26 protein-coding genes and 1 tRNA gene are annotated in these 24,818 nt (G+C 61.8%); 7 read left to right on the top strand and 20 right to left on the bottom strand.

Annotated elements, in window-relative coordinates:
• Positions 1-6 precede the first annotated feature (6 nt).
• From gatC to NKH50_RS03290, 3 genes are read right to left on the bottom strand one after another with little or no spacing between them, the layout of a single operon-like run.
• Positions 7-294 carry an Asp-tRNA(Asn)/Glu-tRNA(Gln) amidotransferase subunit GatC gene (gene gatC / locus NKH50_RS03300; RefSeq protein ID WP_352876655.1) on the bottom strand — a complete coding sequence of 96 codons (288 nt, stop codon included), beginning with the start codon at positions 292-294 and terminating at the stop codon, positions 7-9.
• A 25-nt stretch (positions 295-319) separates the two neighbouring features.
• On the bottom strand, positions 320-757 hold the full coding sequence (locus NKH50_RS03295) for a hypothetical protein (RefSeq protein WP_352876653.1): 438 nt from the start codon (positions 755-757) through the stop codon (positions 320-322).
• A gap of 54 nt (positions 758-811) precedes the next feature.
• The gene (locus NKH50_RS03290) at positions 812-1,519 is read right to left on the bottom strand and encodes a metal-dependent hydrolase (RefSeq protein ID WP_352876651.1); all 708 of its coding nucleotides are present in this window, start codon (positions 1,517-1,519) and stop codon (positions 812-814) included.
• 116 nt (positions 1,520-1,635) lie between these two features.
• Between NKH50_RS03290 and ruvX the strand changes: the two genes are divergently transcribed.
• The gene (gene ruvX, locus NKH50_RS03285; RefSeq protein ID WP_254817335.1) at positions 1,636-2,121 is read left to right on the top strand and encodes a Holliday junction resolvase RuvX; all 486 of its coding nucleotides are present in this window, start codon (positions 1,636-1,638) and stop codon (positions 2,119-2,121) included.
• Here the strand turns inward: ruvX and NKH50_RS03280 are convergent.
• The 3 genes from NKH50_RS03280 to NKH50_RS03270 all read right to left on the bottom strand — a co-directional run bounded on the left by NKH50_RS03280 (position 2,088) and on the right by NKH50_RS03270 (position 4,740).
• On the bottom strand, positions 2,088-2,399 hold the full coding sequence (locus NKH50_RS03280) for a DUF6105 family protein (RefSeq protein ID WP_352478942.1): 312 nt from the start codon (positions 2,397-2,399) through the stop codon (positions 2,088-2,090). The two genes, ruvX and NKH50_RS03280, sit on opposite strands and share 34 nt — an antisense overlap.
• A complete protein-coding gene (locus NKH50_RS03275) occupies positions 2,399-2,953 on the bottom strand; it encodes a hypothetical protein (RefSeq protein ID WP_352478943.1) in 555 nt (184 codons plus the stop codon). The genes NKH50_RS03280 and NKH50_RS03275 overlap by 1 nt, the downstream gene beginning before the upstream one ends.
• 158 nt (positions 2,954-3,111) lie before the next feature.
• On the bottom strand, positions 3,112-4,740 hold the full coding sequence (locus tag NKH50_RS03270) for a DNA alkylation response protein (RefSeq protein WP_352705476.1): 1,629 nt from the start codon (positions 4,738-4,740) through the stop codon (positions 3,112-3,114).
• Between the two features lie 155 nt (positions 4,741-4,895).
• Here NKH50_RS03270 and NKH50_RS03265 point away from each other — a divergent pair, with 155 nt between their 5' ends.
• From NKH50_RS03265 to NKH50_RS03245, 5 genes are read left to right on the top strand one after another with little or no spacing between them, the layout of a single operon-like run.
• Positions 4,896-5,861 (top strand): aspartate carbamoyltransferase catalytic subunit, encoded by a 966-nt coding sequence (locus NKH50_RS03265; protein ID WP_352705477.1) that lies wholly within the window; start codon positions 4,896-4,898, stop codon positions 5,859-5,861.
• A complete protein-coding gene (locus tag NKH50_RS03260; protein ID WP_352876648.1) occupies positions 5,858-7,144 on the top strand; it encodes a dihydroorotase in 1,287 nt (428 codons plus the stop codon). The genes NKH50_RS03265 and NKH50_RS03260 overlap by 4 nt, the downstream gene beginning before the upstream one ends.
• A gap of 57 nt (positions 7,145-7,201) precedes the next feature.
• Positions 7,202-7,789: a glycerol-3-phosphate 1-O-acyltransferase PlsY gene (plsY, locus tag NKH50_RS03255; RefSeq protein WP_352876646.1), complete on the top strand. Its 588-nt coding sequence runs from the start codon at positions 7,202-7,204 to the stop codon at positions 7,787-7,789.
• A complete protein-coding gene (dprA, locus tag NKH50_RS03250; RefSeq protein ID WP_352736574.1) occupies positions 7,786-8,910 on the top strand; it encodes a DNA-processing protein DprA in 1,125 nt (374 codons plus the stop codon). The genes plsY and dprA overlap by 4 nt, the downstream gene beginning before the upstream one ends.
• Positions 8,911-8,955: 45 nt before the next feature.
• The gene (locus NKH50_RS03245; RefSeq protein ID WP_352876643.1) at positions 8,956-9,351 is read left to right on the top strand and encodes a hypothetical protein; all 396 of its coding nucleotides are present in this window, start codon (positions 8,956-8,958) and stop codon (positions 9,349-9,351) included.
• An 88-nt stretch (positions 9,352-9,439) separates the two neighbouring features.
• Here the strand turns inward: NKH50_RS03245 and NKH50_RS03240 are convergent.
• A tRNA-Lys gene (locus NKH50_RS03240) sits at positions 9,440-9,515 on the bottom strand.
• 305 nt (positions 9,516-9,820) lie between these two features.
• Here NKH50_RS03240 and NKH50_RS03235 point away from each other — a divergent pair.
• The gene (locus NKH50_RS03235) at positions 9,821-10,300 is read left to right on the top strand and encodes a BA14K family protein (protein ID WP_254817344.1); all 480 of its coding nucleotides are present in this window, start codon (positions 9,821-9,823) and stop codon (positions 10,298-10,300) included.
• 77 nt (positions 10,301-10,377) lie between these two features.
• Here NKH50_RS03235 and glpK read toward each other — a convergent pair whose 3' ends face one another.
• From glpK to NKH50_RS03170, 13 genes are all read right to left on the bottom strand, one after another.
• A complete protein-coding gene (gene glpK, locus NKH50_RS03230; protein ID WP_352876641.1) occupies positions 10,378-11,871 on the bottom strand; it encodes a glycerol kinase GlpK in 1,494 nt (497 codons plus the stop codon).
• 145 nt (positions 11,872-12,016) lie between these two features.
• Positions 12,017-13,744 carry an ABC transporter substrate-binding protein gene (locus tag NKH50_RS03225; protein WP_352876639.1) on the bottom strand — a complete coding sequence of 576 codons (1,728 nt, stop codon included), beginning with the start codon at positions 13,742-13,744 and terminating at the stop codon, positions 12,017-12,019.
• 78 nt (positions 13,745-13,822) lie between these two features.
• Positions 13,823-14,089 (bottom strand): DUF2160 domain-containing protein, encoded by a 267-nt coding sequence (locus tag NKH50_RS03220; protein WP_352508493.1) that lies wholly within the window; start codon positions 14,087-14,089, stop codon positions 13,823-13,825.
• Between the two features lie 173 nt (positions 14,090-14,262).
• On the bottom strand, positions 14,263-15,177 hold the full coding sequence (locus NKH50_RS03215) for a carbohydrate ABC transporter permease (RefSeq protein WP_352478954.1): 915 nt from the start codon (positions 15,175-15,177) through the stop codon (positions 14,263-14,265).
• A gap of 1 nt (position 15,178) precedes the next feature.
• On the bottom strand, positions 15,179-16,045 hold the full coding sequence (locus NKH50_RS03210; protein WP_023674893.1) for a carbohydrate ABC transporter permease: 867 nt from the start codon (positions 16,043-16,045) through the stop codon (positions 15,179-15,181).
• A 1-nt stretch (position 16,046) separates the two neighbouring features.
• Positions 16,047-17,114, bottom strand: a complete 1,068-nt coding sequence (locus NKH50_RS03205) for an ABC transporter ATP-binding protein (RefSeq protein WP_352876636.1) — start codon at positions 17,112-17,114, stop codon at positions 16,047-16,049.
• A gap of 9 nt (positions 17,115-17,123) precedes the next feature.
• Entirely contained in the window at positions 17,124-18,203 is a 1,080-nt protein-coding gene (locus NKH50_RS03200; protein ID WP_254817350.1) for an ABC transporter ATP-binding protein, read from the bottom strand.
• Positions 18,204-18,242: 39 nt separating this feature from the next.
• Positions 18,243-19,769, bottom strand: a complete 1,527-nt coding sequence (gene glpD / locus NKH50_RS03195; protein WP_352645606.1) for a glycerol-3-phosphate dehydrogenase — start codon at positions 19,767-19,769, stop codon at positions 18,243-18,245.
• Between the two features lie 124 nt (positions 19,770-19,893).
• A complete protein-coding gene (locus NKH50_RS03190; RefSeq protein ID WP_352876634.1) occupies positions 19,894-20,661 on the bottom strand; it encodes a DeoR/GlpR family DNA-binding transcription regulator in 768 nt (255 codons plus the stop codon).
• Between the two features lie 110 nt (positions 20,662-20,771).
• Entirely contained in the window at positions 20,772-22,184 is a 1,413-nt protein-coding gene (locus NKH50_RS03185) for a pyridoxal phosphate-dependent decarboxylase family protein (RefSeq protein WP_352876631.1), read from the bottom strand.
• Between the two features lie 58 nt (positions 22,185-22,242).
• Positions 22,243-22,974, bottom strand: coding sequence for a proteasome-type protease (locus NKH50_RS03180; protein ID WP_254817354.1), 732 nt, complete (start codon positions 22,972-22,974; stop codon positions 22,243-22,245).
• Between the two features lie 31 nt (positions 22,975-23,005).
• A complete protein-coding gene (locus NKH50_RS03175; RefSeq protein ID WP_352876629.1) occupies positions 23,006-23,800 on the bottom strand; it encodes a transglutaminase family protein in 795 nt (264 codons plus the stop codon).
• A gap of 61 nt (positions 23,801-23,861) precedes the next feature.
• Entirely contained in the window at positions 23,862-24,803 is a 942-nt protein-coding gene (locus NKH50_RS03170; RefSeq protein WP_023674885.1) for an alpha-E domain-containing protein, read from the bottom strand.
• Between the last annotated feature and the right edge of the window lie 15 nt (positions 24,804-24,818).

Raw genomic sequence — 24,818 nt, 5'->3', positions numbered from 1 at the left:
GGCGTGCTACTCCACGACCTTCGGCACAAGGAAGAAATTCTCTTCGGTCGCTGGCGCATTGGCGACGACGTCAGCTGCCTTGCCGCCGTCGGTGACGACGTCCTGGCGCTTTTTCATTGCCATCGGCGTGACCGAGGTCATCGGCTCGACGCCGGAAACATCGACCTCGTTCAACTGCTCGACAAAGCCCAAAATGGCGTTCAATTCGCCGGTCATACGCTCTGCATCCTCCTCGCTCACCGCAATACGGGCAAGGTGCGCGACGCGCTTCACGGTTTTTATATCAACGGACATGTTTGTGCCTCGGGGAAAATCAGCGCTATAGCGGCGCAGCGCGTGCCGCGCAACATGCATCGTGCCGACAACTGCCCAATGGCATCGTGACGCCGTCGCAGAGGAAATAACTGCCGCCGTTACCGCTCTGCTCGCCTTCGTCGGCGGCAGGCCGAACCGATACCAGGTCGATCTGCTTCGGGCTCATCTGTGTCAGTGAGAGAACATCGGGAAAGACGTAGCCCGGCTCCTGGCATATAGCGGTCACCGCCCAGCTTGGTGAGCGTGTCGCTTTGGTGATCTGCAGGAATTCACAATTATATTCGATGCTTTCCAGGCCATTTGCCGACAGCACGATATTGCCGCCCTCGATCACCGTCTGCAGCGTATCCTTTTTGGCCTGCGCGCAGAGATCCTCCGATTGCAGATAGACCCCGTTGATGAAATCCTCGACGGCCAGCGCCGGCGACGCGGCAACCAGCATGGAAATGCAAAGAGAATTTCTCAAGCGCATCGTATCGTGCCGGATCGGCTTTCTCTACAGCGTAATCGTCTCGCCGATCTTCGGCAATGCCACTTTCACACCCGATCCGTCCAGCCCGGCCACGAATTTGTCGGCGGTCTGATCTATCATCGGAAATGTGCCGAAATGAGCGGGAACGACCGTCTCGAACTTGAAGAAACGCTGGCAGGCAAGGGCTGCCACCGCGCCGCCCATGGTGAAGCGATCGCCGATCGGCACGATGCCGATCTTCGGTTCATGCAACTCGTTGATCAGCGCCATGTCGGAAAAGATGTCGGTGTCACCCATGTGATAAACCGTCTTGTCCTCGGGAAAGTGCAGGACAAGCCCGCCGGGATTGCCGAGATAGGTATTCTGGCCGCCCTCGCCCGGAAACGACGATGAATGCAGAGCCTGAACGAAGGTGGTGGTGAAGCCGCCGCAATCGACCGTACCGCCGATATTGCCGGGATTGATCTGCTTGTTACCGACGCCCTTGCCGACCAGGTACATGCAAATCTCGAAATTGGCGACCAGCATCGCGCCGCTCTTCTTGAGCACTTCGATGGCGCCGCTGATGTGGTCGCTGTGGCCATGGGTGAGCAACACGTGCGTGACCCCTTCGGCCGGCCCTTCCCACCCACCCGTCCACGACGGATTACCGACCAGATAGGGGTCGATGAGGATTTTCGCGCCTTCGATTTCGATTCGGAATGCCGAATGTCCGTACCAGGTTAGTTTCATCAATGCTTTCCTCGATTTTTGCTTCGGTAGAGGATAGAACGCCGACGGCGAAATTAAAGTGCCGCGCACGCTTTGCGCGTATACGACGTGCGGCGTCGCGGTCAAAGGAAAACCCATTGGGCATCATCACCATCGAGGAGTTGCCGGCCCGGCTCGGCGGCGGCAAGACCCTGGCCGGTCTCGACCTCGGCGACAAGACGATCGGCGTGGCGGTTTCCGATCGCGGCTTGTCCTTCGCCCACCCGCGCGCTGTCATCATGCGCAGGAAATTCTCGCTCGATGCCGCAGTGCTGCTCGCTCTGCTACAGAAGGAAAATGCCGGCGCCGTGGTGATCGGCCTCCCCATCAATATGGACGGCTCGGAAGGCGCGCGCGCCCAAAAATCCCGGGCTTTCGTGCGCAATATGGCTGGATTGACCGATCTGCCCTTCGTCTTTTGGGACGAAAGGCTGTCGACGGTGGCGGCCGAGCGGACGCTGATCGAGATGGATTTTTCCCGCAAGAAACGCGCCGGCAAGATCGATTCTGCGGCGGCCGCTTTTATCCTCCAGGGCGTTCTCGACCGGCTTCAGGTGCTCGGCGTCGATGCCTGGTCGAAATAACGGTTGCGCATCGCTGTGATCCAGCCACCAATCGCCTTGCGGCGGCGAAATGCCCAGAACCCCGTCAGCAGCAGCCCATCGAACACGCAAGCTTTCGCCACCATGCCCGGAATGAGTGCCGGATCGACGCCGAGCATCTGTCCATAGAGCTGGAAGACGAGATCGTGCAATTGACGGCTCAGCATGACGTAGCCGAAATTGATGTCGTTGAGCGACAGAAAGAACCAACCCCAAAACAAGAGGAGCGGAGCCGCCCAAAGCGCGAACAAGGTGCGCATCAGCGGTCGTCCCTCGAATCCAGCCGGCCGGAAATGCGGGCAAGCGAGGAATTATGCGCCGCTGCCTTGGCCATGACATGCGCGGCCGCTCGGATTTCGCCGGTCCCTGGAACTGCCGCGGCAACGGCCGACCGCCTCTCGGCGAGCATCGCGACATAGGACGCCAGAAGTGCCGCCAATTGCACCGCGACAACCATGAACAGCCCATTGATGCCTTGCGCGGCGCCGCCGATGACTATCAGCGACAGCACGCCCAAGGCGGAGATGAAGGCGATCCGCACGACGCTGTCGGCAGGATCCGGGTTGGTCGCGTGGCTGGTCAGTGCTTCAACAAAAGCCCAGCAGAACAACACCGCGACGACAAGCAGTGCCACGGCGAGCGGTGCCACGACGACGGCGTTTTCGAGATCGGCAAATCGAGTGTTCTGGACGGGAACGCCCAGTACGCCAAGGGCCGTCGCCACGCCTCGATTCCCGTCGATGCAGATGAACGCCAGCAGGGCGAAAACGGCCGCCCAATGCAATGCCAGAAAAGAGCTCAGAATGTGCCGCATGACGCTCCCGCTTCGCAGGGCAAAGCCGCTCAAGCTGAACAGTCCTGCCTTAACCATAACATTGGGCTTTGCCATCGGCCGCCGCAATGGAAACCATTCGTTAAGGTTAACGGCCATCCACAGGGGCGCGAGAGCGGCAGCGAATTTGGCGAGGGCACCTAGTTGATCGGCGGGTAGAGCGTATCGATGATCATGCGGGCATCATGGCGCGAATCGATCATGCCATAGGTATTGCGCCACTGGCCGGCGAGGCGCGTTTCCACGAAGGCGTCGGCGATCCGCCCTGCCCCCAGCCTGCGAAGCTCTGCCGCCGCCGCCGACAATGCCAATTGCTCGGTCAACAGCCGCGCCGAGCCCTCGTCGGTTGCCGCGACCTGCATTGCCGCCTTGAGCACGCCGACGGTGCCGCGTCCGCCGGCGCCTAGATCGCGGTCGATGCCGGCCAGCACGTCGTCGAACAGGCCTGGCGCGCGGCCGAGCACGCGCAACACGTCGAGCGCCATGACGTTGCCTGAACCTTCCCAGATCGCGTTGACCGGAGCTTCGCGATAGTAGCGGGCGAGCGGCCCCTCCTCGACATAGCCATTGCCGCCGAGGCACTCCATCGCTTCATAGAGCAGCGGCGGCGCAATCTTGCAGACCCAGTATTTGACGACAGGCGTCATGGCGCGGGCGAAGGCTGCCTCGCCGCGGTCGCCGGCCGCCTCGTCGAAGGAGCGCGCCAGCCGGAACGACAGCGCGGTAGCGGCGGCAACGTCGAGCGCCATATCGGCCAACACACGCTGCATCAGCGGCTGCTCGATCAGATTTGTTCCAAACACCTTGCGGTGGCGCGTGTGGTGGACAGCCTCGGCCAGTCCGGCCCGCATGATCGCCGAAGAGGCGACGGCGCAGTCGAGCCGCGTCAGGGTCACCATATCCATGATCGTCTTTACGCCGGCGCCGGACTCGCCGACCATCTCGCCGATGGCATTGACGAATTCCACCTCCGACGAGGCATTGGAGCGGTTGCCGAGCTTGTCCTTCAGCCGTTGAAAACGGAAGCCGTTACCGGATCCGTCGCCGAGCAAGCGGGGCACGAGAAAGCACGACAGTCCCTCCGCCACCTGTCCGAGCACCAGGAAGGCATCCGACATCGGCGCCGACATGAACCATTTGTGGCCGGTCAGGCGATAAAACCCGCTGCCGGCGCGCTCCGCCTTGGTGACGTTGGAGCGGACATCGGTGCCGCCTTGCTTCTCGGTCATGCCCATGCCGAGTGTCAGCCCTGCTTTTTCGACCGGCGGCTTTTGGCTTTGATCGTACTTGCGCGTCGTCACCCGCGGCGCCCATTCGCGAAACAGCTTCGGGCTGGCCATCAGCGCTGCCAGCGAAGCGCTGGTCATGGTGATCGGGCAGAGATGCCCGGTCTCGAGCTCAGCCGTGAGATAAAAGCGCGCGGCGCGCACCTGGTGGCGACGGCCGATCTCGGCGTCGCCATTCTCCCAGACCGACGAATGCAGCCCGTTGGCAACAGAGCGGCGCATGAGCGCGTGATAGGCGGGATGGAACTCGACCTGGTCGATGCGCCGGCCCTGGCGATCATGGGTCCTGAGCTTCGGCGTCTCGACATTGGCAAGACGAGCCAGCTCCTGCGCCTCATGTGTCAGAACGAAACGGCCAAGCCCGTCGAGGTCCTTACGCACCGGATCGGAAAAGCGCTCGGCAAGCTGGATCAGCAACGGATCGCCCCGCCAGGCGTTGCCGCCGGCCAGCGGCGGCGGCTGGTTGGTCACGTCGTCAGTCACGCTTCGTCCTTATCACCTGAAGGCTGCGAATCCAAAGCCAAGGCGGTTTATAGCCTATGGCTAGCGGCGCGCGACGAAAATACCGGGGAGAACCGATCCAATCCCAAGCCGATGCTTGCAGCCGCGGAGCCTCCCCCCTATAGCAGCGACTTGAGATGACCGACGCATCGTCCCTGCCACTTTATCCCCACCGCCATCTTCTGGGCATCCGCGATCTTTCCCCCGCCGACATCGAGCTTCTGCTCGACCGGGCGGACCAGGCCGTTGCCATCTCGCGGCAATCGGACAAGAAGACATCGACGCTGCGCGGCCGCACCCAGATCAATCTGTTCTACGAAGCCTCGACCCGTACGCAATCGTCGTTCGAGCTGGCCGGCAAACGGCTCGGCGCCGACGTCATGAACATGTCCGTAGCGAGCTCTTCGGTGAAAAAGGGCGAGACGCTGATCGATACTGCGATGACGCTGAATGCCATGCGTCCCGACATATTGATCATCCGCCATCAATCGGCCGGCGCGGCAGCACTTCTTGCCCAAAAAGTCGGCTGCTCGGTGGTCAATGCCGGCGACGGCGCCCATGAGCATCCTACCCAGGCACTGCTCGACGCACTGACCATCCGCCGCGCCAAGGGTCCGCTGTCGAAGCTGATCGTGGCGATCTGCGGCGACATCCTGCATTCGCGCGTGGCCCGCTCCAATATCATCCTGCTCAACGCGCTTGGTGCCCAGGTCAGGGTCGTCGCCCCTTCGACGCTTTTGCCCACCGGCATCGCGAAGATGGGCGTCATCGTCACCCGTTCCATGGCCGAGGGTCTGAAGGACGCCGACGTGGTAATGATGCTGCGCCTGCAGCGCGAACGCATGGAAGGCGCTTTCGTACCGTCGGTGCGCGAATATTTCCGCTATTTCGGCCTCGACGCCGAGAAGCTGAAGGCGGCCAAGGACGGTGCGCTGGTTATGCATCCCGGCCCGATGAACCGCGGCGTAGAGATCGCCTCGGAGATCGCCGACGGCCCGCAAAGCGTCATCCAGGAACAGGTTGAGATGGGCGTCGCCGTACGCATGGCGGTGATGGAAGCGCTGCTCGACCCGCGTCGAAACCACGAGGGTCGGGGCCGATGAGCATAACGGTCTTCAGCCGCGCCCGCATCGTCGACCCATCGCGCGGCATCGATGAGATCGGCACCGTCATCGTCGAAGGGCGCAAAATTGTTGCCGCTGGCAAGGCGGCCTTGAACCAGGGCGCGCCCGAAGCCGCCACGATCATCGAGTGCGCCGGCAAGGCGATCATCCCCGGCCTGATCGATGCGCGTGTCTTCATCGGCGAACCGGGCGGCGAACACCGGGAGACCATCGCCTCGGCCAGCGTGGCGGCAGCGGCCGGCGGCGTAACCTCGATTGTGATGATGCCCGATACCGACCCGGTGATCGACAATGTGGCGCTGGTCGAATTCGTGCTGCGCACCGCCAAGGATACAGCCATCGTCAACATCTTTCCGGCAGCGGCGATCACCAAGGGGCTGGAAGGCCGCGAGATGACCGAATTCGGCCTGCTGCGCGAGGCCGGCGCGGTCGCCTTCACCGACGGCAGGCATTCTATTGCCAGCGCGCTGGTGATGCGCCGGGCGCTGACCTATGCGCGCGATTTCGGTGGCGTGATCGCCCACGAAACCCAGGATGCCGATCTCGCCTCGTCAGGCGTGATGAATGAAGGCCTATATGCAAGCTGGCTCGGCCTTGCCGGTATTCCGCGCGAGGCCGAATCCATCCCCCTGGAGCGCGATCTGGCGCTGGCGCGGCTGACCGGCGGCGCCTATCACGCGGCCAAGATCTCGACGGCGATGGCGGCGGCTGCTGTGACGCGAGCCAAGGCCGACGGCGCCAATGTCACATCAGGCGTGTCGATCCACAATCTGTCGCTCAACGAGAACGATGTCGGCGAGTACCGCACCTTCTTCCGACTGACGCCGCCGCTGCGCGCCGAGGAAGACCGGCTGGCGATGATCGAAGCGATCAAGGACGGCACCATCGACCTCATCGTCTCCTCGCACGACCCGCAGGACGTCGACACCAAGCGCCTGCCCTTTGCCGATGCTGCGGCCGGCGCCATCGGGCTGGAAACGCTGTTAGGCGCAGCGCTGCGGCTCTATCACAATGGCGACGTGATGCTGCTGCGGCTGATCGAGACACTGTCGACCGCGCCGGCAAGATTGTTCAGCCTGCCCGGCGGCACGCTGAAACCGGGGGCATTGGCCGACCTTGCGCTCGTCGATCTGGACGAGCCATGGGTCGTTAGCGAGAGCGGCATCCGCTCACGCTCGAAAAACACCTGTTTCGAAGGCGCGCGACTGCAAGGCAAGGTCTTGCAAACGATGGTGGCGGGCCGCACAGTGTTTTCGGCCTAGGACGAAGCGGGTGTCACGTCTTCAAATTCGCTCAGCCAAGGAAAGTTCGGGGGAACAATGGTTTACAGTCCCGTCTTGGCATTGGTGTTCGGCTATCTTCTCGGCTCGATCCCGTTTGGCCTGCTGATCACCCGTGCCGCCGGCCTCGGCGACGTGCGCAACATCGGCTCCGGCAACATCGGCGCCACCAATGTGCTGCGCACCGGCAACAAGGGCTTGGCCGCGGCCACGCTGCTGCTCGATGCGCTGAAGGGCACCGCGGCGGTGTTGATCGCGGGCCGCTTTGCGCCCGAGCTCGGACTTTGGGCCGGATTCGGCGCGTTTTCAGGTCATATTTTTCCGGTCTGGCTCGGCTTCAAGGGGGGCAAGGGTGTCGCCACTTACCTCGGCGTGCTGATCGGCCTTGCCTGGCAAGTGGCGCTGATCTTCGCCGTCGTCTGGCTGGCGGTGGCCTTCCTGTTCCGCTTCTCCTCGCTTGCGGCACTGACGGCAGCGGTCGTCGTGCCCGTTGCCCTGTATTTCCTGAGCACCCAGCAGATTGCCGGGCTTTTCGCGGCGATGAGCCTCATCGTCATCGTAAAGCACCGCGCCAACATTGCGCGGCTGCTTGCCGGCACCGAGGGTAAGATCGGGGCCAAGGAGTGAGCGAGCCCGACGCCGGGCCGCGCCTCAGCGACCGGCAGCGGCTGAGCTGGCTTCGTCTGATCCGCACGCCGAATGTCGGCCCGGCTTCCTTTCGCGACCTGATCAACCGGTTCGGTTCGGCCGAAGCAGCATTGTCGATGCTGCCCGAGCTGATGATTTCGGGTGGCGCCAAAAAAATCGTCCGCATCCCGTCCATTGCCGAGGTGGAGGCGGAGCTGGAGACGGCCCGGCGGGCCGGCGCCCGCTTCGTCGGCATCGGCGAGACGGATTATCCACCGCTGATGAAAAGCATGGATCATCCGCCGCCGCTGCTCGCGGTCAGGGGCAACAGCGCGGTGTTCCGGTTGCCAGCGGTCGCTATCGTCGGCGCGCGCAACGCATCGCTGGCAGGCATCAAGATGGCGCGGATGCTGGCGGCGGATCTCGGCCGCGACGGTTATGGCATTGTTTCCGGCCTGGCGCGCGGCATCGATACAGCCGCGCACCAGGGCAGCCTTTCGACCGGCACGATCGGCGTGCTCGCCGGCGGCCTCGATTTGCCCTACCCGCCCGAAAATGCCGACCTGTGCGACGAGATCGCCGAGCATGGCGGCGCCATCATTTCCGAAATGCCGTTTGGCTGGCAGCCGCGCGCACAGGACTTTCCGCGCCGCAACCGGCTCGTCGCCGGTGCTGCATTGGGATTGGTGGTGGTCGAGGCCGCACAGCGCTCCGGCTCGCTGATCAGCGCCCGCCTCGCCGGCGAGATGGGGCGGCTGGTTTTCGCCGTTCCCGGTTCACCGCTCGATCCGCGCGCCGCCGGCGCCAATGGCCTGCTCAAGGACGGCGCCACCCTTGTGACCGAGGCCGCCGATATCACCAGTGCCATAGCGCCGCTGGTCGGCGGCTGGTCGCCAAGGACATCGCCGCTTGAAGAGCCGCCCGACTTTTCGGCAACACCGCCGCCGCGCGAGGACGATCGCGACCGCGTCGTCGAAGCGCTCGGCCCGACGCCGGTATCAGTGGACGAGATCATCCGCCACACCGGCCTGCATCCCGCCCAAGTGTTCATGGTGCTGCTGGAGCTCGACCTCGCCGCCCGGCTCGAACGCCATGCCGGCGGCAACGTCTCACTGATTTGACCCAGAACTTGCGCATGTCCCGGCAAGCAATTCCGACGTGATCCGATGGCCGATCCGAGCAACAAACCAAAGCAGACGCTGTTCACTCGTATGACGGCCCTTGTCTGGTCAGCTCTGAGCGTCATGCTGGCGCTGCAATGGTCGATGGATCTCGGCATGTCGGGTTTTCCCGACGGCTACATAACGCCCTTTGCAAGAGCGACCAGCACGCTTCTGGGCATTCTGACGGCAGCCTGCATGGCCCAAGGTCTCTACTTTTTTCTGGCCGGCGCGTTCGGCAGGAAGGTAAGCGCCGTCGGTCTTTTCCTGCAAATCCTTGCCGCGGCGGTTCTTACCGTGGCGCCAGTGCTTATCGTGAAGGATTGTCCGGGTTCTCAGGTGTGCAGCAGAGCCTATGAGGCGCTCACCGGCACGATGATGGACGATGGCGCGGGCGGCTAACGCCACTGCATGCGTTGGGCACGAGGCTGTCACCCATGTCGTAGGTACAAACTGTTACCCATGTCTCCGGGTCGTACCCCTCTGGATTTGGTGAGCGCGATGGGATTCGAACCCATGACCTACTGATTAAAAGTCAGTTGCTCTACCGGCTGAGCTACGCGCTCCCGCGGGCTCAGAAAGGCCGCCCTCGAAATTGCGCGGAACATAGGGAGAGTGCCTCTGCCGGTCAACCGGAAAAAGACGGCTCCCGGACCGGGCCTTCCTGCCGCGTCATGCCGTGCGGTGCGCTTCGGCGTTGACGGAATTGCCTCCGTCTCGCGCAAGTCCGAAGCTCGCGCTTGGCGGGACAAGCGCAAGCAGCGAATCGAGAGAACCTTTGCAGATCAGCAACTTGGGATTCTTAGCGGAACAATTTGCGCAGCCTGCCCGTTTTTCCGCGACAAGGGACACGCGTTTCAAGGAGAAGATCATGAATAGGATCATGTCGGGCCTGCTGGCGACCACCCTTTCGATCTCATTCGCTGCCGCGGAGATCGTGCCCGTCAACGCTCAGCCCAGCTATGCGCCCCCTGCCCAAGGGCTCACCTCGAATGTCCAGACCGTCCAGTACGAGCCGTGGCGGAGGCACCGGAATTTCAATCGCGATTTCTCGCGTCGCGATTTCTCCCGGCGCAGTTTTGCGCGTGACGACGGCATGTATTGGCGTGGCCATCGCGGCTATCGCGAATATCGTCGCGGCTATCGCCGCCATGGCGACTACTGGTTCCCGCTGGCCGCTTTCGCCACCGGTGCGCTGATTACCGGCGCTATCATCAACAACCAGAATCGTGTCTATCGCGGCGATGCCCATGTGCAGTGGTGCTATGACCATTATCGGAGCTATCGTGCCTCTGACAACACCTACCAGCCCAATTACGGTCCGCGCCGGCAGTGCCGGTCGCCTTACTGAGTCGTGATTAGAGACTGTAAGCCCGCGCCCGCAACGGCGCGGGTTTTTCATGGGTGCGAAGCCGGTGCGGTCCCTGCTTATTGCACGCTTAGCGTCCTGCGCACAGCGTGGCGCCAACCTGCCAGCTTGGCGGCACGTGTCGAAGCATCCATCTCCGGCTTGAACCGGCGCTCGAGCGCCCAACTCCTGGCGAATTCTCGCGCCTTCGGCCAGGCACCCGCCTTCGAGCCGGCCAGCCATGCCGCACCAAGCGCGGTCGTCTCGAGAATTGTCGGTCGGTCGACCGGCGCATCGAGAAGGTCGGCCAGCCGCTGCATGGTCCAGTCCGACGCCACCATGCCGCCATCGACCCTGAGCACAGTCTTGGCCGAAGCGCCCTTCCAGTCCTTGCGCATAGCGTCGAGCAGATCGCGCGTTTGGAACGCAACGGATTCCAGCGCCGCGCGGGCAAATTCCGCCGGCCCCGAATTGCGGGTCAGCCCGAAGATGGCGCCGCGCGCCTCGGCATCCCAGTGCGGTGCGCCGAGCCCGACGAAAGCCGGCACCAGATAGACATTCTGCGTCGGATCGGCCTCCGCCGCCAATTTGCCGCTCTGCTCGGCCTTGCCGATCACCTTGATGCCGTCCCGCAGCCACTGCACGGCGGCGCCGGCGATAAAGATAGAGCCCTCCAAGGCATAGGTGGTGTTGCCGTTCAGCCTATAGGCGATGGTGGTCAAAAGCCGGTTCTTCGAACGCACCAGATCGCTGCCGGTGTTGAGCAACGCGAAGCAACCGGTTCCGTAGGTGGATTTCATCATGCCCGGCTCGAAACAGGCCTGGCCGATCGCCGCCGCATGCTGGTCGCCGGCCACACCGAGGATTCTGATCTCTGCACCAAACAGGCTTTTGTCGGTTATTCCAAAATCATCGGCACAATCTTTCACCTGCGGCAGCATTCTTGCGGGTATGCCAAGAATGGCCAGCAGCTCGTCGTCCCAGGCGTTTTGTTCGATGTTGTAGACCAGTGTACGCGAGGCGTTGGTGGCGTCAGTAGCGTGGACCTTGCCGCCAGTCAGGCGCCAAATCAGAAAACTGTCGATGGTGCCGGCCAGCAGTTCGCCCTTCTCGGCGCGTTTTCTGGCGCCCTTCACCTTGTCCAGCATCCAGGCGATCTTGGTGCCGGAGAAATAGGGATCGAGCAGCAGGCCGGTCTTTTTCGTGAATTTCTTCTCCAGCCCCAGCTTCTTCAGTTTCTGGCATAGCGGCGCGGTGCGGCGGTCCTGCCAGACAATCGCGTTGTGGATCGGCTCGCCGGTCTCCTTGTCCCAGATGACGACCGTTTCGCGCTGGTTGGTGATGCCGATCGCGGCGACGTCCGCTGCGTTGCGGCCGGCTGTCTTCAGCGCGGCCTTCACCGTTTCCACGACGCTTGCCCATATCTCCTCGGGATCGTGCTCGACCCAGCCGGAGGCCGGATAATACTGGGTGAATTCCTTTTGCCCGCTGCCGACGACCTTCATCTTGTCGTCGAACAGGATCGCCCGGCTCGATGTCGTCCCCTGGTCGATTGCAAGGATATATCCGGTCATTCTCTCTCCCGTCGAAGCGAATTCAAGGTGCTGCGATGTCTCGACGCCAGATGGCGCGAAGCCGTTCACGCAAACAGGGGAGACGGCAACATGCCGCCTCCCCTGAGTATGGCGATGCGGACGCGAACGCCCGCATCAAACGGCCCTATTGCTGCCAGCTCTTCACCAGCTCGTCATAGTTGATGGTGACCGGTTTTTCCTTCTCGTTTTCGATCTTGACCTGAGGAGCGAGATTGCCCTTCTTGACCGCATCGGCGTTCCAGTAGGCGAGGTCATGCTCTTCGGCCATCTTCGGGCCGATATCGCCCTGGACGCCCGACTTCTCGATGCGGCTCATCACCTTTTCCTGCTCGGCGCAGAGCGAGTCCATTGCTTCTTGCGCGCTTTTGGCGCCCGACGAAGCATCGCCGATCGCCTGCCACCAGAGCTGTGCCAGCTTCGGATAGTCCGGCACGTTGGTGCCGGTCGGGGACCACTGGACGCGTGCCGGCGAGCGGTAGAACTCGATCAAGCCGCCGAGCTTTGGCGCACGTTCGGTGAAGCTCTTGTCGTGGATCGTGCTCTCGCGGATGAAGGTCAGGCCGACATGGCTCTTCTTCACGTCGACCGTCTTCGAGGTGACGAACTGCGCGTAGAGCCAGGCGGCCTTGGCGCGGTCGGTCGGCGTCGACTTCATCAGCGTCCAGGAACCGACGTCCTGATAGCCGAGCTTCATACCGTCCTTCCAATAGACGCCATGCGGCGACGGCGCCATGCGCCACTTCGGCGTGCCGTCGTCGTTCAGCACCGCCTTGGCGCTGGCGTCGACCATGCTGGCGGTGAAGGCGGTATACCAGAAGATCTGCTGGGCAACCGCGCCCTGCGCCGGCACCGGCCCTGACTCGGAGAAGGTCATGCCCTGGGCTTCCGCCGGTGCATAGGCCTTCAGCCAATCGAGGTACTTCTGGATGGCATAGACGGAAGCCGGACCATTGGTGTCGCCGCCGCGCGCCGTGCAGGAACCGACCGGACGCGAATTCTCGTCGACCTTGATGCCCCATTCGTCGACGGGCAGACCGTTCGGAATGCCCTTGTCGCCATTGCCGGCCATCGACAGCCATGCGTCGGTGAACCGCCAGCCGAGCGACGGGTCCTTCTTGCCATAATCCATATGGCCGTAGACCTTCTTGCCGTCGATCTCACGGCCGGTGAAGAACTCGGCGATGTCCTCATAGGCCGACCAGTTGACCGGCACGCCGAGGTCGTAGCCGTATTTGGCCTTGAAGTCCGCCTTGTTCTTCTCGTCGTTGAACCAGTCGTAACGGAACCAGTAGAGGTTCGCGAACTGCTGGTCGGGAAGCTGGTAGAGCTTCTTGTCGGGCGCGGTGGTGAACGAGGTGCCGATGAAATCTTTCAGGTCGAGATTCGGGTTGGTGACATCCTTGCCGTCGCCTGCCATCCAGTCGGTCAGGTTGCGCACCTGCTGGTAGCGCCAGTGCGTGCCGATCAGATCGGAATCGTTGACCCAGCCGTCATAGAGGTTCTGGCCGGTCTGCATCTGGGTCTGGATCTTCTCGACGACGTCGCCTTCCTGGATGACGTCATGCGTGACCTTGATGCCGGTGATGGCCGTAAAGGCCGGCGCAAGCACCTGCGATTCATACTGATGCGTGGCGATGGTTTCGGAGACCACCTTGATATCCATGCCGGCGAAAGGTTTCGCGGCATCGATGAACCATTGCATTTCGGCTTCCTGGCCGGCACGGTCGAGCGTCGAGAGGTCGCCAATTTCCTTGTCCAGGAAGGCCTTGGCCTCGTCCATTCCGGCATAGGCATTGCTTGCCCCTAGCAACAGGACAAGCGCAGTTGTTGATGTCAAGAATTGCCGTCGCATGTATTTCCTCCACTGTTAAAGTTCAAAGTGCGATCTGGATCGGCGGCCGGCACGCCGCCGTTCCAACAGTTTCCCCCTCTATACGTAGCGGAACACGCCGACGGCGAAGACCACGGAGAGAGCGAGAGCCCACCACAGATTGGGTCCGACTAGACCCAGCCAAGCGAGATGGATAAAGGCGCTGCCCAGCAGCGACAGGAACAGGCGGTCGCCGCGCGTCGTTTCGAAGCGCAGCACGCCGACGCGCGGATTGCCGCCCGGCGAGACGTATTCCCACACCGCCATGCCGCAAAGCAGCAGAAAGATGGTTCCAAAGAAGGCGGCGGTCGGCCACGTCCAGGCCATCCACGAAAAGTCGAGGTTGGACGAGAGGTTAAATCCCCACAGGCGGATATTGGCCGGATCGCTGAATCCTACCGTTATTGCCACGAAATCGATTTGAAGTGCCATCCAGGCCACGACGACCAGGGCGAGAAACAGCACCGCCCACCACCATGGGCTTCTGTCGACCTGCTCCATCATACCCTCCCCAGGGCAAAGCCCTTGGCGATGTAGTTGCGCACAAACCAGATGACGAGCGCGCCGGGAATCAGCGTCAGCACGCCGGCGGCGGCAAGCAACCCCCAATCCATACCGGCGGCCGAAACGGTGCGGGTCATGGTCGCGGCGATCGGCTTGGCGTCCGTGGTCGTCAGCGTGCGGGCGATCAAGAGCTCCACCCACGAGAACATGAAGCAGAAGAAGCACGCCACGCCGATGCCGCTCGCAATCAGCGGCATGAAGATCTTGATGAAGAAGCGCGGGAAAGAATAGCCGTCGATATAGGCGGTCTCGTCGATCTCTTTGGGCACGCCCGACATGAAGCCTTCGAGGATCCACACCGCCAGCGGCACGTTGAACAGGCAATGCGCCAGAGCCACGGCGATATGGGTGTCGATAAGGCCGAAGGCCGAATAAAGCTGGAAGAATGGCAGCGCGAACACCGCCGGCGGCGCCATGCGGTTGGTCAGCAGCCAGAAGAACAGATGCTTGTCGCCGAGGAAGCGATAGCGCGAAAAAGCATAGGCAGCAGGCAGTGCCGCAGCCACCGAAATCACCATGTTCATAACCACATAGGTGATCGAGTTGATGTAGCCCGAATACCAGGACGCGTCGGTGAAGATGGTGCGGTAATTCGCCAATGTCGGCGCGTGCGGGTAGAGAGTCAGCGACGAGACGATCTCGCCATTGGTCTTGAAGCTCATATTGATGAGCCAGTAGATCGGCAAGAGCAGAACGACGATGTAGAGCGTCGGCACGATCCACCACCAGCGCGACTCCTCGCCGCGACGGCGCATCAGCCGTGCGATCTCGTCCTGCCGTAGCGTGCTGGCGAGCCCTTCCGAAGCTGTCGTCTCGCTCACCCTATCGGCTCTCTCTTCGGTGCGGCTCATCTCAACGCTCCGCGTCATAATTGGTCATCACGGTGTAGAACACCCACGACAACAGCAGGACGATAAGGAAGTAGACCAGCGACATCGCCGCCGCCGGGCCGAGGTCGAACTGGCCGAGCGCGGTCTTGACGAGATCAATCGAAAGAAAGGTCGTCGAGTTGCCGGGGCCGCCACCGGTGACCACGAACGGCTCCGTGTAGATCATGAAGCTATCCATGAAGCGCAGCAGCACGGCGATCAGCAGCACGCGGTTCATCTTCGGCAGCTGGATGTAGCGGAACACCGCCCAGCGCGAGGCACCGTCGATCTTGGCTGCCTGATAAAAGGCATCCGGGATCGAGACCAGGCCGGCATAGCAGAGCAGGACGACGAGGCTGGTCCAATGCCAGACGTCCATGATGATGACCGTGACCCAGGCGTCATATGGGTCTTGCACATAATTATAGTCGATGCCGAGCGCGTTGACGTAATAGCCGAGCAGGCCAATGTCGTTGCGCCCGAATACCTGCCAGATGGTGCCGACGACGTTCCACGGGATCAGCAGCGGCAACGCCATCAAAACAAGGCACACAGGCACGCCCCAACCCTTCTTCGGCATATTGAGCGCAATGAAGATGCCGAGCGGCACTTCGATCGCCAGGATGATAAAGGAGAAGACAAGGTTGCGGATCATCGCCTGCCAGAAGCGGCTCGAGGAAAGCAGTTCCTCGAACCATTCCGTGCCGGCCCAGAAGAAGACGTTATTGCCGAAAGTGTCCTGCACCGAATAATTGACGACCGTCATCAGCGGTATGACCGCCGAGAACGCCACCAGCAGCAGCACCGGCAGCACCAGGAACCAGGCTCTGTTGTTCCAGGTCTTTTCCACTTCAGGCTCCCATCTCGACGCGCCAGGAATCGGCATAGATGTTGATGCCGGCTGGGTCGAACCGCACCTTCGGATCAGCCGGAACTGTCTCGTCCTCGCCGATGACGGCGGCGATCTCGCGCCCTTCGAGATTGGCACGGACCACCTTGTGGCGGCCGACGTCCTCGACCTTGCTGATCCGGACGGCCATGCCCTGGCTGCCCAGGCGCACATATTCGGGACGGATGCCGAGCTCGATGGCGCCGCCACCGGCCTTGGGCACGCCCGGCAGTTCGATCTGCTGCAAGCCCAGCCGCGCAGTCTTGCCGTCGATCGCCACCGGCATGACGTTCATGCCGGGCGAGCCGATGAAATAGCCGACAAAGGTGTGGCGCGGGCGCTCGAACAGCTCTGCCGGTGTGCCGATCTGCACGATTTCGCCGTCATACATGACGACCACCCTGTCAGCGAAGGTCAAGGCCTCGGTCTGATCGTGCGTGACATAGACCATGGTGTAGCCGAAGCGGCGGTGAAGCTGCTTCAACTGGGAGCGCAGCACCCATTTCATATGCGGGTCGATGACGGTCAAAGGCTCGTCGAACAGGATGGCGTTGACGTCGGAGCGCACCAGCCCGCGCCCGAGCGAGATCTTCTGCTTCTGATCGGCTGTCAGTCCGCGGGCCTTTCGTTTGGCCATATCGGCCAGCCCGGTCATCTCCAGCGTTTCGCGCACCTTACGGTCGACGTCGGCCTCCGGCACGCCGCGATTGCGCAGCGGGAAGGCCAGATTGTCGTAGACCGTCATCGTGTCGTAGATCACCGGGAACTGGAAGACCTGGGCGATGTTGCGCTCTTGGGTCGACAGATTGGTCACGTTCCTGCCGTTGAACAGCAACTGGCCGTGTGAGGGATGCAGCAATCCCGAAATGATGTTGAGCAGCGTAGTCTTGCCGCAGCCGGACGGGCCGAGCAGCGCATAAGCGCCGCCATCCTCGAAGGTGTGGTGCACTTCCTTCAACGCGAAATCGGCATCCGTGCGCGGGGTCTGCAGATAGGAGTGGCGGATATGATTGACATCGATGCGCGCCATGGCTTCCTCCTAAGCTGCCAGCTTCGGCGCGGCCACGGCGCGGCCGTGCTCGTCGAAGACCATGATGTGGCGCGGGTCGATAAACACCTCGACCTCCTCGTCCGGCTCGAAGTCGCGAATGCCGTGGGTCAGCATGACCCAGCGCGCATCGGCAAAATCGAGATGGATGAAGCTTTCCGATCCGGTGATCTCAGTGATCGTCACCTTTGCGCGCACCGGCACTGCGGCGGCGTTGGGCCGATCGAGGGACAGATGATGCGGCTGGAAGCCGATCGTATAGATCGCATCGGCAATGCCGAAGAGTTCCGCCGGCACCGGCAATTTCACACCGCCCTCGAGCAGGAAATCCAGGCCCTTCTTGGCAAGCACGATGGTGTTGAGCGGCGGATCGGCGAAGGTCCTCGCCGTCACCAGATCGACGGGTTTGCGGAACACTTCGATGGTCGGCCCGAACTGGGTGATGCTGCCCTCGGAAAGCGTTGCCGTGTTGCCGCCGAGCAGCAAGGCCTCGTGCGGCTCGGTCGTGGCATAAACAAAGATTGTGCCGGCGGCCGCGAAGACTTTCGGCAGTTCCGCGCGTAATTCTTCACGCAGCTTGTAGTCGAGATTGGCGAGCGGCTCGTCGAGCAGCACGAGGCTGGCATTCTTGACGATGGCGCGGGCCAGCGCGGTGCGCTGCTGCTGGCCGCCCGACAGACTGAGAGGCGTCCGGTCGAGATAGGGCGTGAGTTTGAGAAGGGCGGCCGCATTGCGCACCTCCCTGTCGATCGTTGCCTGATCCGTGCCGGCTACCCGCAACGGTGAGGCGATGTTTTCGTAGACCGTCATCGCCGGATAATTGATGAATTGCTGGTAAACCATGGCGACGTTGCGCTTTTGCACCGGCATGCCGGTGACATCCTTGCCATCGAACCAGACCGAGCCCGAGGTCGGCACGTCGAGGCCCGCCATCAGCCGCATCAGGCTGGTCTTGCCGGAGAGCGTCGGCCCGAGCAGGACGTTGAGCGAGCCGTGCTGAAGCGTCAGCGAGACGTCGCGGATATGTTCCGCCGCACCCACCGTCTTCGTCACGTTTCTCAGTTCAAGCATGATGCCTCCTCCCAGGCTTTCTGCATCAGTCGGCCGTCCCTATTCGGCAGCCGCTACGTGCTGCCGGCTTATTCCGCGCATGAACTCGTCGAGCACTGCGGCCTGCTCACGGCTGAGACGCAGGCCGCGCTTGGTCCGGCGCCACAATACATCCTCGGCAGTCATCGCCCATTCGTTTTCGGCGAGGTAGCGCACTTCGGCTTCGTACAGATCGGCGCCGAAGTTGCGGCCAAGATCGACGTTCGACTTGGCGAGGCCTAGCAGCTTCCTTGCGCGGGTGCCGTAGAGCCGGGTCAACCGGCGGGCCAGCCGGGCGTCGAGGAACGGGTACGCCGTTTTCAGTTTCGCCACCTCGGTATCGAAGCCGGTGACGGGAAAGTCACCGCCGGGCAGCGGCGCGTTTGCCGTCCATGGCTTACCGCGCTTGCCGAGAAAACCCTCGATCTTCTCCAGCATCGATTCCGACAATCGGCGGTAGGTGGTGATCTTGCCGCCAAAGGCATTGACGATCGGGGCGGCACCCTCGCCTCCATCGGCCTTCAGCACATAGTCGCGGGTGGCTTCCTGCGCCTTTGAGGCGCCATCGTCGTAGAGCGGGCGCACCGCGGAATAGGTCCAAACGATATCCGACGGCTTGACCGGCTGCGCGAAATATTCGCTTGCCGCAGCGCAGAGATAGTCGATCTCGGCATCACTGATCCTGACGTCGTGCGGATCGCCGGGATAGTCCCGGTCGGTGGTGCCGATGAGCGTGAACTCGTCTTCATAGGGGATGGCGAAAATGATGCGCCCGTCCTTGTTCTGAAAGAAATAGGCGCGTGGATCGTCGAATTTCTTGCCAACGACGATGTGGCTGCCTTGCACGAGGCGGACATTGTGCACGTCGTTCAAGCCGACGGTGGCCGACAGCACCTGATCGACCCACGGGCCGGCGGCATTGACCAGCAGCCGCGCCTTGACCTCCTCGGTATCGCCGGTCCGCACGTTTTCAAGCCTGACCGTCCAGAGATTGCCTTCGCGGCGTGCGCTGACGACCTTTGTTCGGGTTCGAATGGTTGCGCCGCGCTCGGCAGCGTCGCGGGCGTTCAACACAACCAGCCGGGCATCGTTGACCCAACCGTCCGAATATTCGAACGCCTTTCGAAACAGCGGCTTCAGCGGTTTGCCGGCGGGATCCTTGGCCATGTCCAGCGTTTTCGTCGGCGGCAGCAATTTGCGCCCGCCAATATGGTCGTAGAGGAAAAGCCCGAGCCGGATCAGCCAGGCCGGACGCAGCCCCTTGGCGTATGGCAGCACGAAGCGCATCGGCCAGATGATATGCGGCGCGTTCCTCCACAGGACCTCGCGTTCCATCAGCGCTTCGCGCACCAGGCGAAACTCGTAGAATTCGAGATAGCGCAAGCCGCCATGGATCAGTTTGGTCGAACCGGAAGAGGTTCCGCTGGCCAGATCGTTCATCTCGGCAAGAAATACCGAAAACCCCCGCCCAACGGCATCGCGGGCGATGCCGCAGCCATTGATGCCGCCACCGATGACGAAAATGTCATGGATCGGTGATGCGCCCAAAGAGTCCTCCCTCGATTTCGCATTGCGGCATTTTTGGGTTCTTGCGAAACCGTACGGGGATTATTTCGAAATGATAACGAATGTCAAACGAAATATCTTGGCGACAGATGCCGCAACGGCATCTCTAGGAGAGCGACGTTTCGATCAGCTGAACTTCTGCCTCCTGGCAGATCCTACGCACCGATGGGATGCCGCAACGATCGGTGATAAAGGTGTTTACCTGCGACAGATGGCCGATGCGGACGGGCGCGGTGCGCTCGAATTTGGTCTGGTCCGACACGAGGATCACATGCCGCGCGTTGGCGATGATCGCCTGGGCCACCTTCACCTCGCGAAAATCAAAGTCGAGCAGTGCGCCGTCATGATCGATGGCCGAGGCGCCGATCACCGCAAAATCGACCTTGAACTGCCGGATGAAATCGACCGCTGCCTCGCCGACCACACCGCCGTCGGAACCGCGTACGACACCGCCGGCAATCACCACCTCGATCGAAGGATATACGCGCATCCTGTTGGCAACATTGATGTTATTGGTGATGACCATCAAGCCGCTGTGATCGAGCAGCGACTTGCTGACAGCTTCCGTCGTTGTCCCGATATTGATGAAAAGAGAGGCGTTGTCGGGGATCAGCCGGGCTGCTGCGCGGCCGATCGCCTCCTTCTCCTCGGCGGCGATCTTGCGCCGAGCCTCATACTCCATGTTCTCGATGCCGGACGGGAACAATGCCCCGCCATGAATGCGAGACAAAAGCCGCTGGTCGCAGAGATCGTTGAGATCCTTGCGGATCGTCTGCGGCGTCACGTTGAAATGCGTCGCCAACTCCTCGACCAGTACGCGGCCATGGTCCTTGGCCATCTGGATGATTTCGGAATGACGCGGCGACAGATACATCTAGCAACCTCTCGTTTTCGTTTTACTTGTCTATAACGGAAAACGAAAGCCATGAACAGGAAGATCAGGTGACTGCAAGAAAAGCCCCGGCGCAACCTTGATGATGCCGGTCAACCCAGGCCACGCGCAATTTCAGTAATGACCTCGAAAGCAGTATCGACATCCGCCGCTGTCGTTTCGAACTGCCCGACCTGAAAGCGGATCGCCACCTTCCCGTCCACCCGGGTTTGCGTCAGGTAGATGCGGCCGTCATCGTTGATCGCGCTGACCAACCGCAAATTGTGTTCGTCAGAGTCGGTGCCCGCAGCCGCGAGATGCCGGAACGAGAACAGCGACAGCATCGGCTCCGTGACGATCTCAAAATCCGGTTCCCTTGCCAGCCTTGCGGCGAGGCTCTCGCTCCAGGCGACATGGTTGCGGACCATGGTCCGCAGATTTTCCAAGCCATGTGAACGCAGCAGGAACCAAAGTTTCAGCGCGCGGAACCTCCGGCCAAGCGGCACCGACCATTCGGAGTAGTTGATGACTCCGTCGCGGCCATGCGTTTTCAGGAATTCGGGCTTGATCGCCAGCGTGCGCACGAGGTCTTCCGGCTGACGGATGAACTGCATCGAGCAATCGAACTGTGCGCCAAGCCATTTATGCGGGTTGAAAACAATGGAATCCGCATGTTCGGCGCCTGCCCAGAAATGCCGGAACTCGGGGCAGATCATGGCGGAGCCAGCCCATGCGGCATCGACATGCAGGTAGAGCCCGTGCCGCTTAGCCACCGCGGCAACAGCCGCCACATCGTCGGTGCCGCCGGTACTTGTGCCACCGACGCTGGCGATGATCCCCGCCGGCAGCATGCCGTTTTCGCGGTCGGTGACGATCGCGGCTTCCAGAGCCGCCGTCTGCATGGCGCGGAAGCGTCCGGCGACCGGAATGCGCACGAGGTTCGCCTCGCCGATGCCCGACACCCAGATCGCCCGGTCGATGGAAGTATGGACTTGGCCGGAAGAATAGACCCGCACGACCGGCTGGCCTTGCAAGCCGTTCTTGTTACCTTGCCAGTCGAGCGCGCGCTCGCGCATGGTCAGCACGGCGGCAAGCGTCGCTGACGAAGCCGAATCCTGCATGACGCCGGAAAATCCCTCCGGCAGACCAAGCGCCTGCCGCATCCAGTCGACGACACGCGTCTCGAGTTCGGTTGCCGCCGGCGAGGTCTGCCAAAGCATGCATTGCGCAGCCATGGCGGAAACCAGATACTCGGCCACGACCGAGGCCGGTGCCGCATTGGCCGGGAAATAGGCGAAGAAACGCGGATGCTGCCAGTGCGTCATGCCCGGCAGAATCTTTTGCTCGAAATCGGCGAAGATTGCCTGCATCGTTTCGCCGTTTTCCGGCGGCGCAACATCGATGCTTCTGAAGATTTCGCCCGGCTCGACAAACGGCCGCACCGGTCTTTCGCGAAGGCTGTCTCTGTAGTCGGCGCCCCACTCGGCCGCTCGCAGCGACCATTCGCGGAATTCGTTGCTATTCATCTTCGCCTCCGTAGCGCCTCGTCGAGCCGTCATCAAAGAGCACGAAAAACGAAGGTTTTCATTCGGGAAAATCAGGCAAGCTGGCAAAGGCAGTCTTCAGCGCGTTCGACCAGCTATCCGAGATCGTGCGATAATATTGATCATCCTGGGTTATTCGCTTTTTGAGGCCGACCTTGAAGGTGTCCTTTTCATAGAACAGCAGGTCGAGCGGCAGGCCGACCGACAGGTTCGACTTCAGCGTCGAGTCGAACGACACAAGCAGCAACTTCACCGTCTCGGCGAAACTCATCGTCCTTTCATAAGCGCGGATGATGATCGGCTTGCCGTATTTGGTCTCACCGATCTGGAAGAACGGCGTATCGTCGGTGGATTCGATGAAATTGCCTTCCGGATAGATCATGAACAGGCGCGGCGCGCTGCCCTTGATCTGACCGCCGAGGATGAAGGAGGCGTTGAAATAGGAATCCGCCTTTTCGCCCGCCGGCGACGAACTGGCGATGACCTCCTTGACGGTGTCTCCGACCAGCCGCACTGTCTGGTACATGGAAGGCGTTTCGAGCAGCGTGGCACGGCGCTCCGCCACTGCCTTGGTGCGTTCGTCGAGCAGGCTGACTACGGCCTGCGTCGTCGCCAGATTGCCGGCCGACATCAAAACGATGACGCGCTCGCCCGGCTCTTCCCAGACATGCATCTTCCTGAAGGTCGAGATCGAATCCATGCCGGCGTTGGTGCGCGTGTCCGACATGAACACGAGCCCGCGATCGATCTTCAGGCCGACGCAATAGGTCATCGAATCTCTTTGGCAACAATCTTGGCGGAGATTACTGCTCCACGGTGACGGTGACGGCAAGCTGTTCTTCCGCCTGTCCCAGCCGAATTCCCGATACCGGTGTGGCGTCGCGATAATCGCGGCCAGTCGCCACCTTTACATAACGCTCGTCGGGAGAAATGCCGTTGGCGACGTCGAAGGCGACCCAGCCGAGGCCCGAGACATGCGCCTCGGCCCAGGCGTGGCTTGCCGCCTGCTCGATCGCTGCATCCATCATCAGGTAGCCACTGACATAGCGCGCCGGAAAATCCATCGCGCGCGCCGCGGCAACGAAGATGTGGCTGTGGTCCTGGCAAACGCCGGTCTTGAGCGCCAGGGCCTCTTCGGCCGGCGTCGTCGCGTTGGTGGTGCCCGGCGTATAAGCGACGCGCTCGCCGATCATCGCCATCAACCGGTGCAGCCTTTCGATGTCGGTGCCCTTGCCGACCGAGGTAGCAAGCTCGCGAATGCCGCTGCCGATCGTCGTCAGCGGCGTTTCGTGGCCGAACAGCCAGAGCGGCACGAAACCCTGGTGCGGCCCGCAGACGCCGGCGGTGTCGCGCGTCACCACTTCGCCGGCTGCTTCGACGGTGATGAAGTCGCGCTCACCCTCGACGCTCAACAGCCGGGTATCATTGCCGAAATGGTCGGTGAAGCGCACTTCCTCGCGTGCGCCTTCGATCTTCAGCGCCCAGGACAGTACCGTCTGGGTGCGCCCGTTCACCGGGAGCAGCCGCAAACGCTGCAACAAATAATGCACCGGCGCATCGTAGCGGTATTCGGTCCGGTGGGTGATCTTCAGCCGCATCGCACTCGTCCCTGGAGCATGAGCTTTTCCGAAAACCGGTCTCCGCTTTTTGGGGTCATGCTCAATAGAACCTGTAATCCTGCGCGATCTCGTCGCCGAGCCTGGTGTTGTCGCGGATGAAATTGGCCAGGAATTCATGCAGACCGGCGTCGAAAATATCCTTGATCGAGCCGGCCGTAAGCATGGCCTGGGTCTTGGCAGCCGTCGCATGGCAGGCGTGGCGCTCACCATAGTCGTCACCCAGGAATTTGAGATGCTCCGTCAGGAAGCGGTAGCAAAAGGTCAGCGAGCGCGGCATGCGGACGTTGAGGATCAGATAATCGGCGATGTTGCTCGGCTTGTAGTCGGCGTCATAGACCCAGCGGTAGGAACGGTGCGCCGACACCGAGCGCAGGATCGATTCCCACTGGTAGTTGTCGAGCGTCGAGCCGACCCAGGAGATCGACGGCAACAGCACGTAGTATTTCACATCCAGGATGCGCGCGGTGTTGTCGGCGCGTTCGACATAAGTGCCGAGCTGCGAAAAATCGAAAATCTCGTTGCGCAGCATCGTGCCGTAGAACGAGCCGCGGATCAGCGCCGTCTCGCGTTTGATTGCATCGAGCGCGTTGGGCAGGTCGCGCTCGTCGATCGGCTTGGCCAGCATCCGCTTCAGCGACATCCAGGCTTCGTTGATGCTTTCCCAGGTTTCACGCGTCAACGCGGTACGCACCATGCGGGCATTGTTACGGGCCGTTTCGATAGACGACATCGTGCTCGACGGGTTCGATGTGTCGCGCAGCAGATAGTCGGCGACATTGGCGGCGGTGTAGTCGGAATATTTCTGCGTGAAGCTGGCGTCCGAACCGGCGCTGAGCAGCACCGAATTCCACTCCTCCGAAGCGTTCTGAGTACGAGTCAACGCCATGCGCAAGCCGGCGTCCACCAGCCGCGCCATGTTTTCCGCCCGCTCGATATAGCGGTTCATCCAATAGAGCCCGTTGGCGGTGCGACCGAGAAGCATGTCAGGCGGTCCTGT

Source organism: Mesorhizobium sp. M1027, from assembly GCF_040318745.1.
GTDB lineage: Bacteria > Pseudomonadota > Alphaproteobacteria > Rhizobiales > Rhizobiaceae > Mesorhizobium.
The sequence above is the reverse complement of the archived record's forward strand: the minus strand, read 5'-3'. Positions and strand labels throughout refer to the sequence as shown.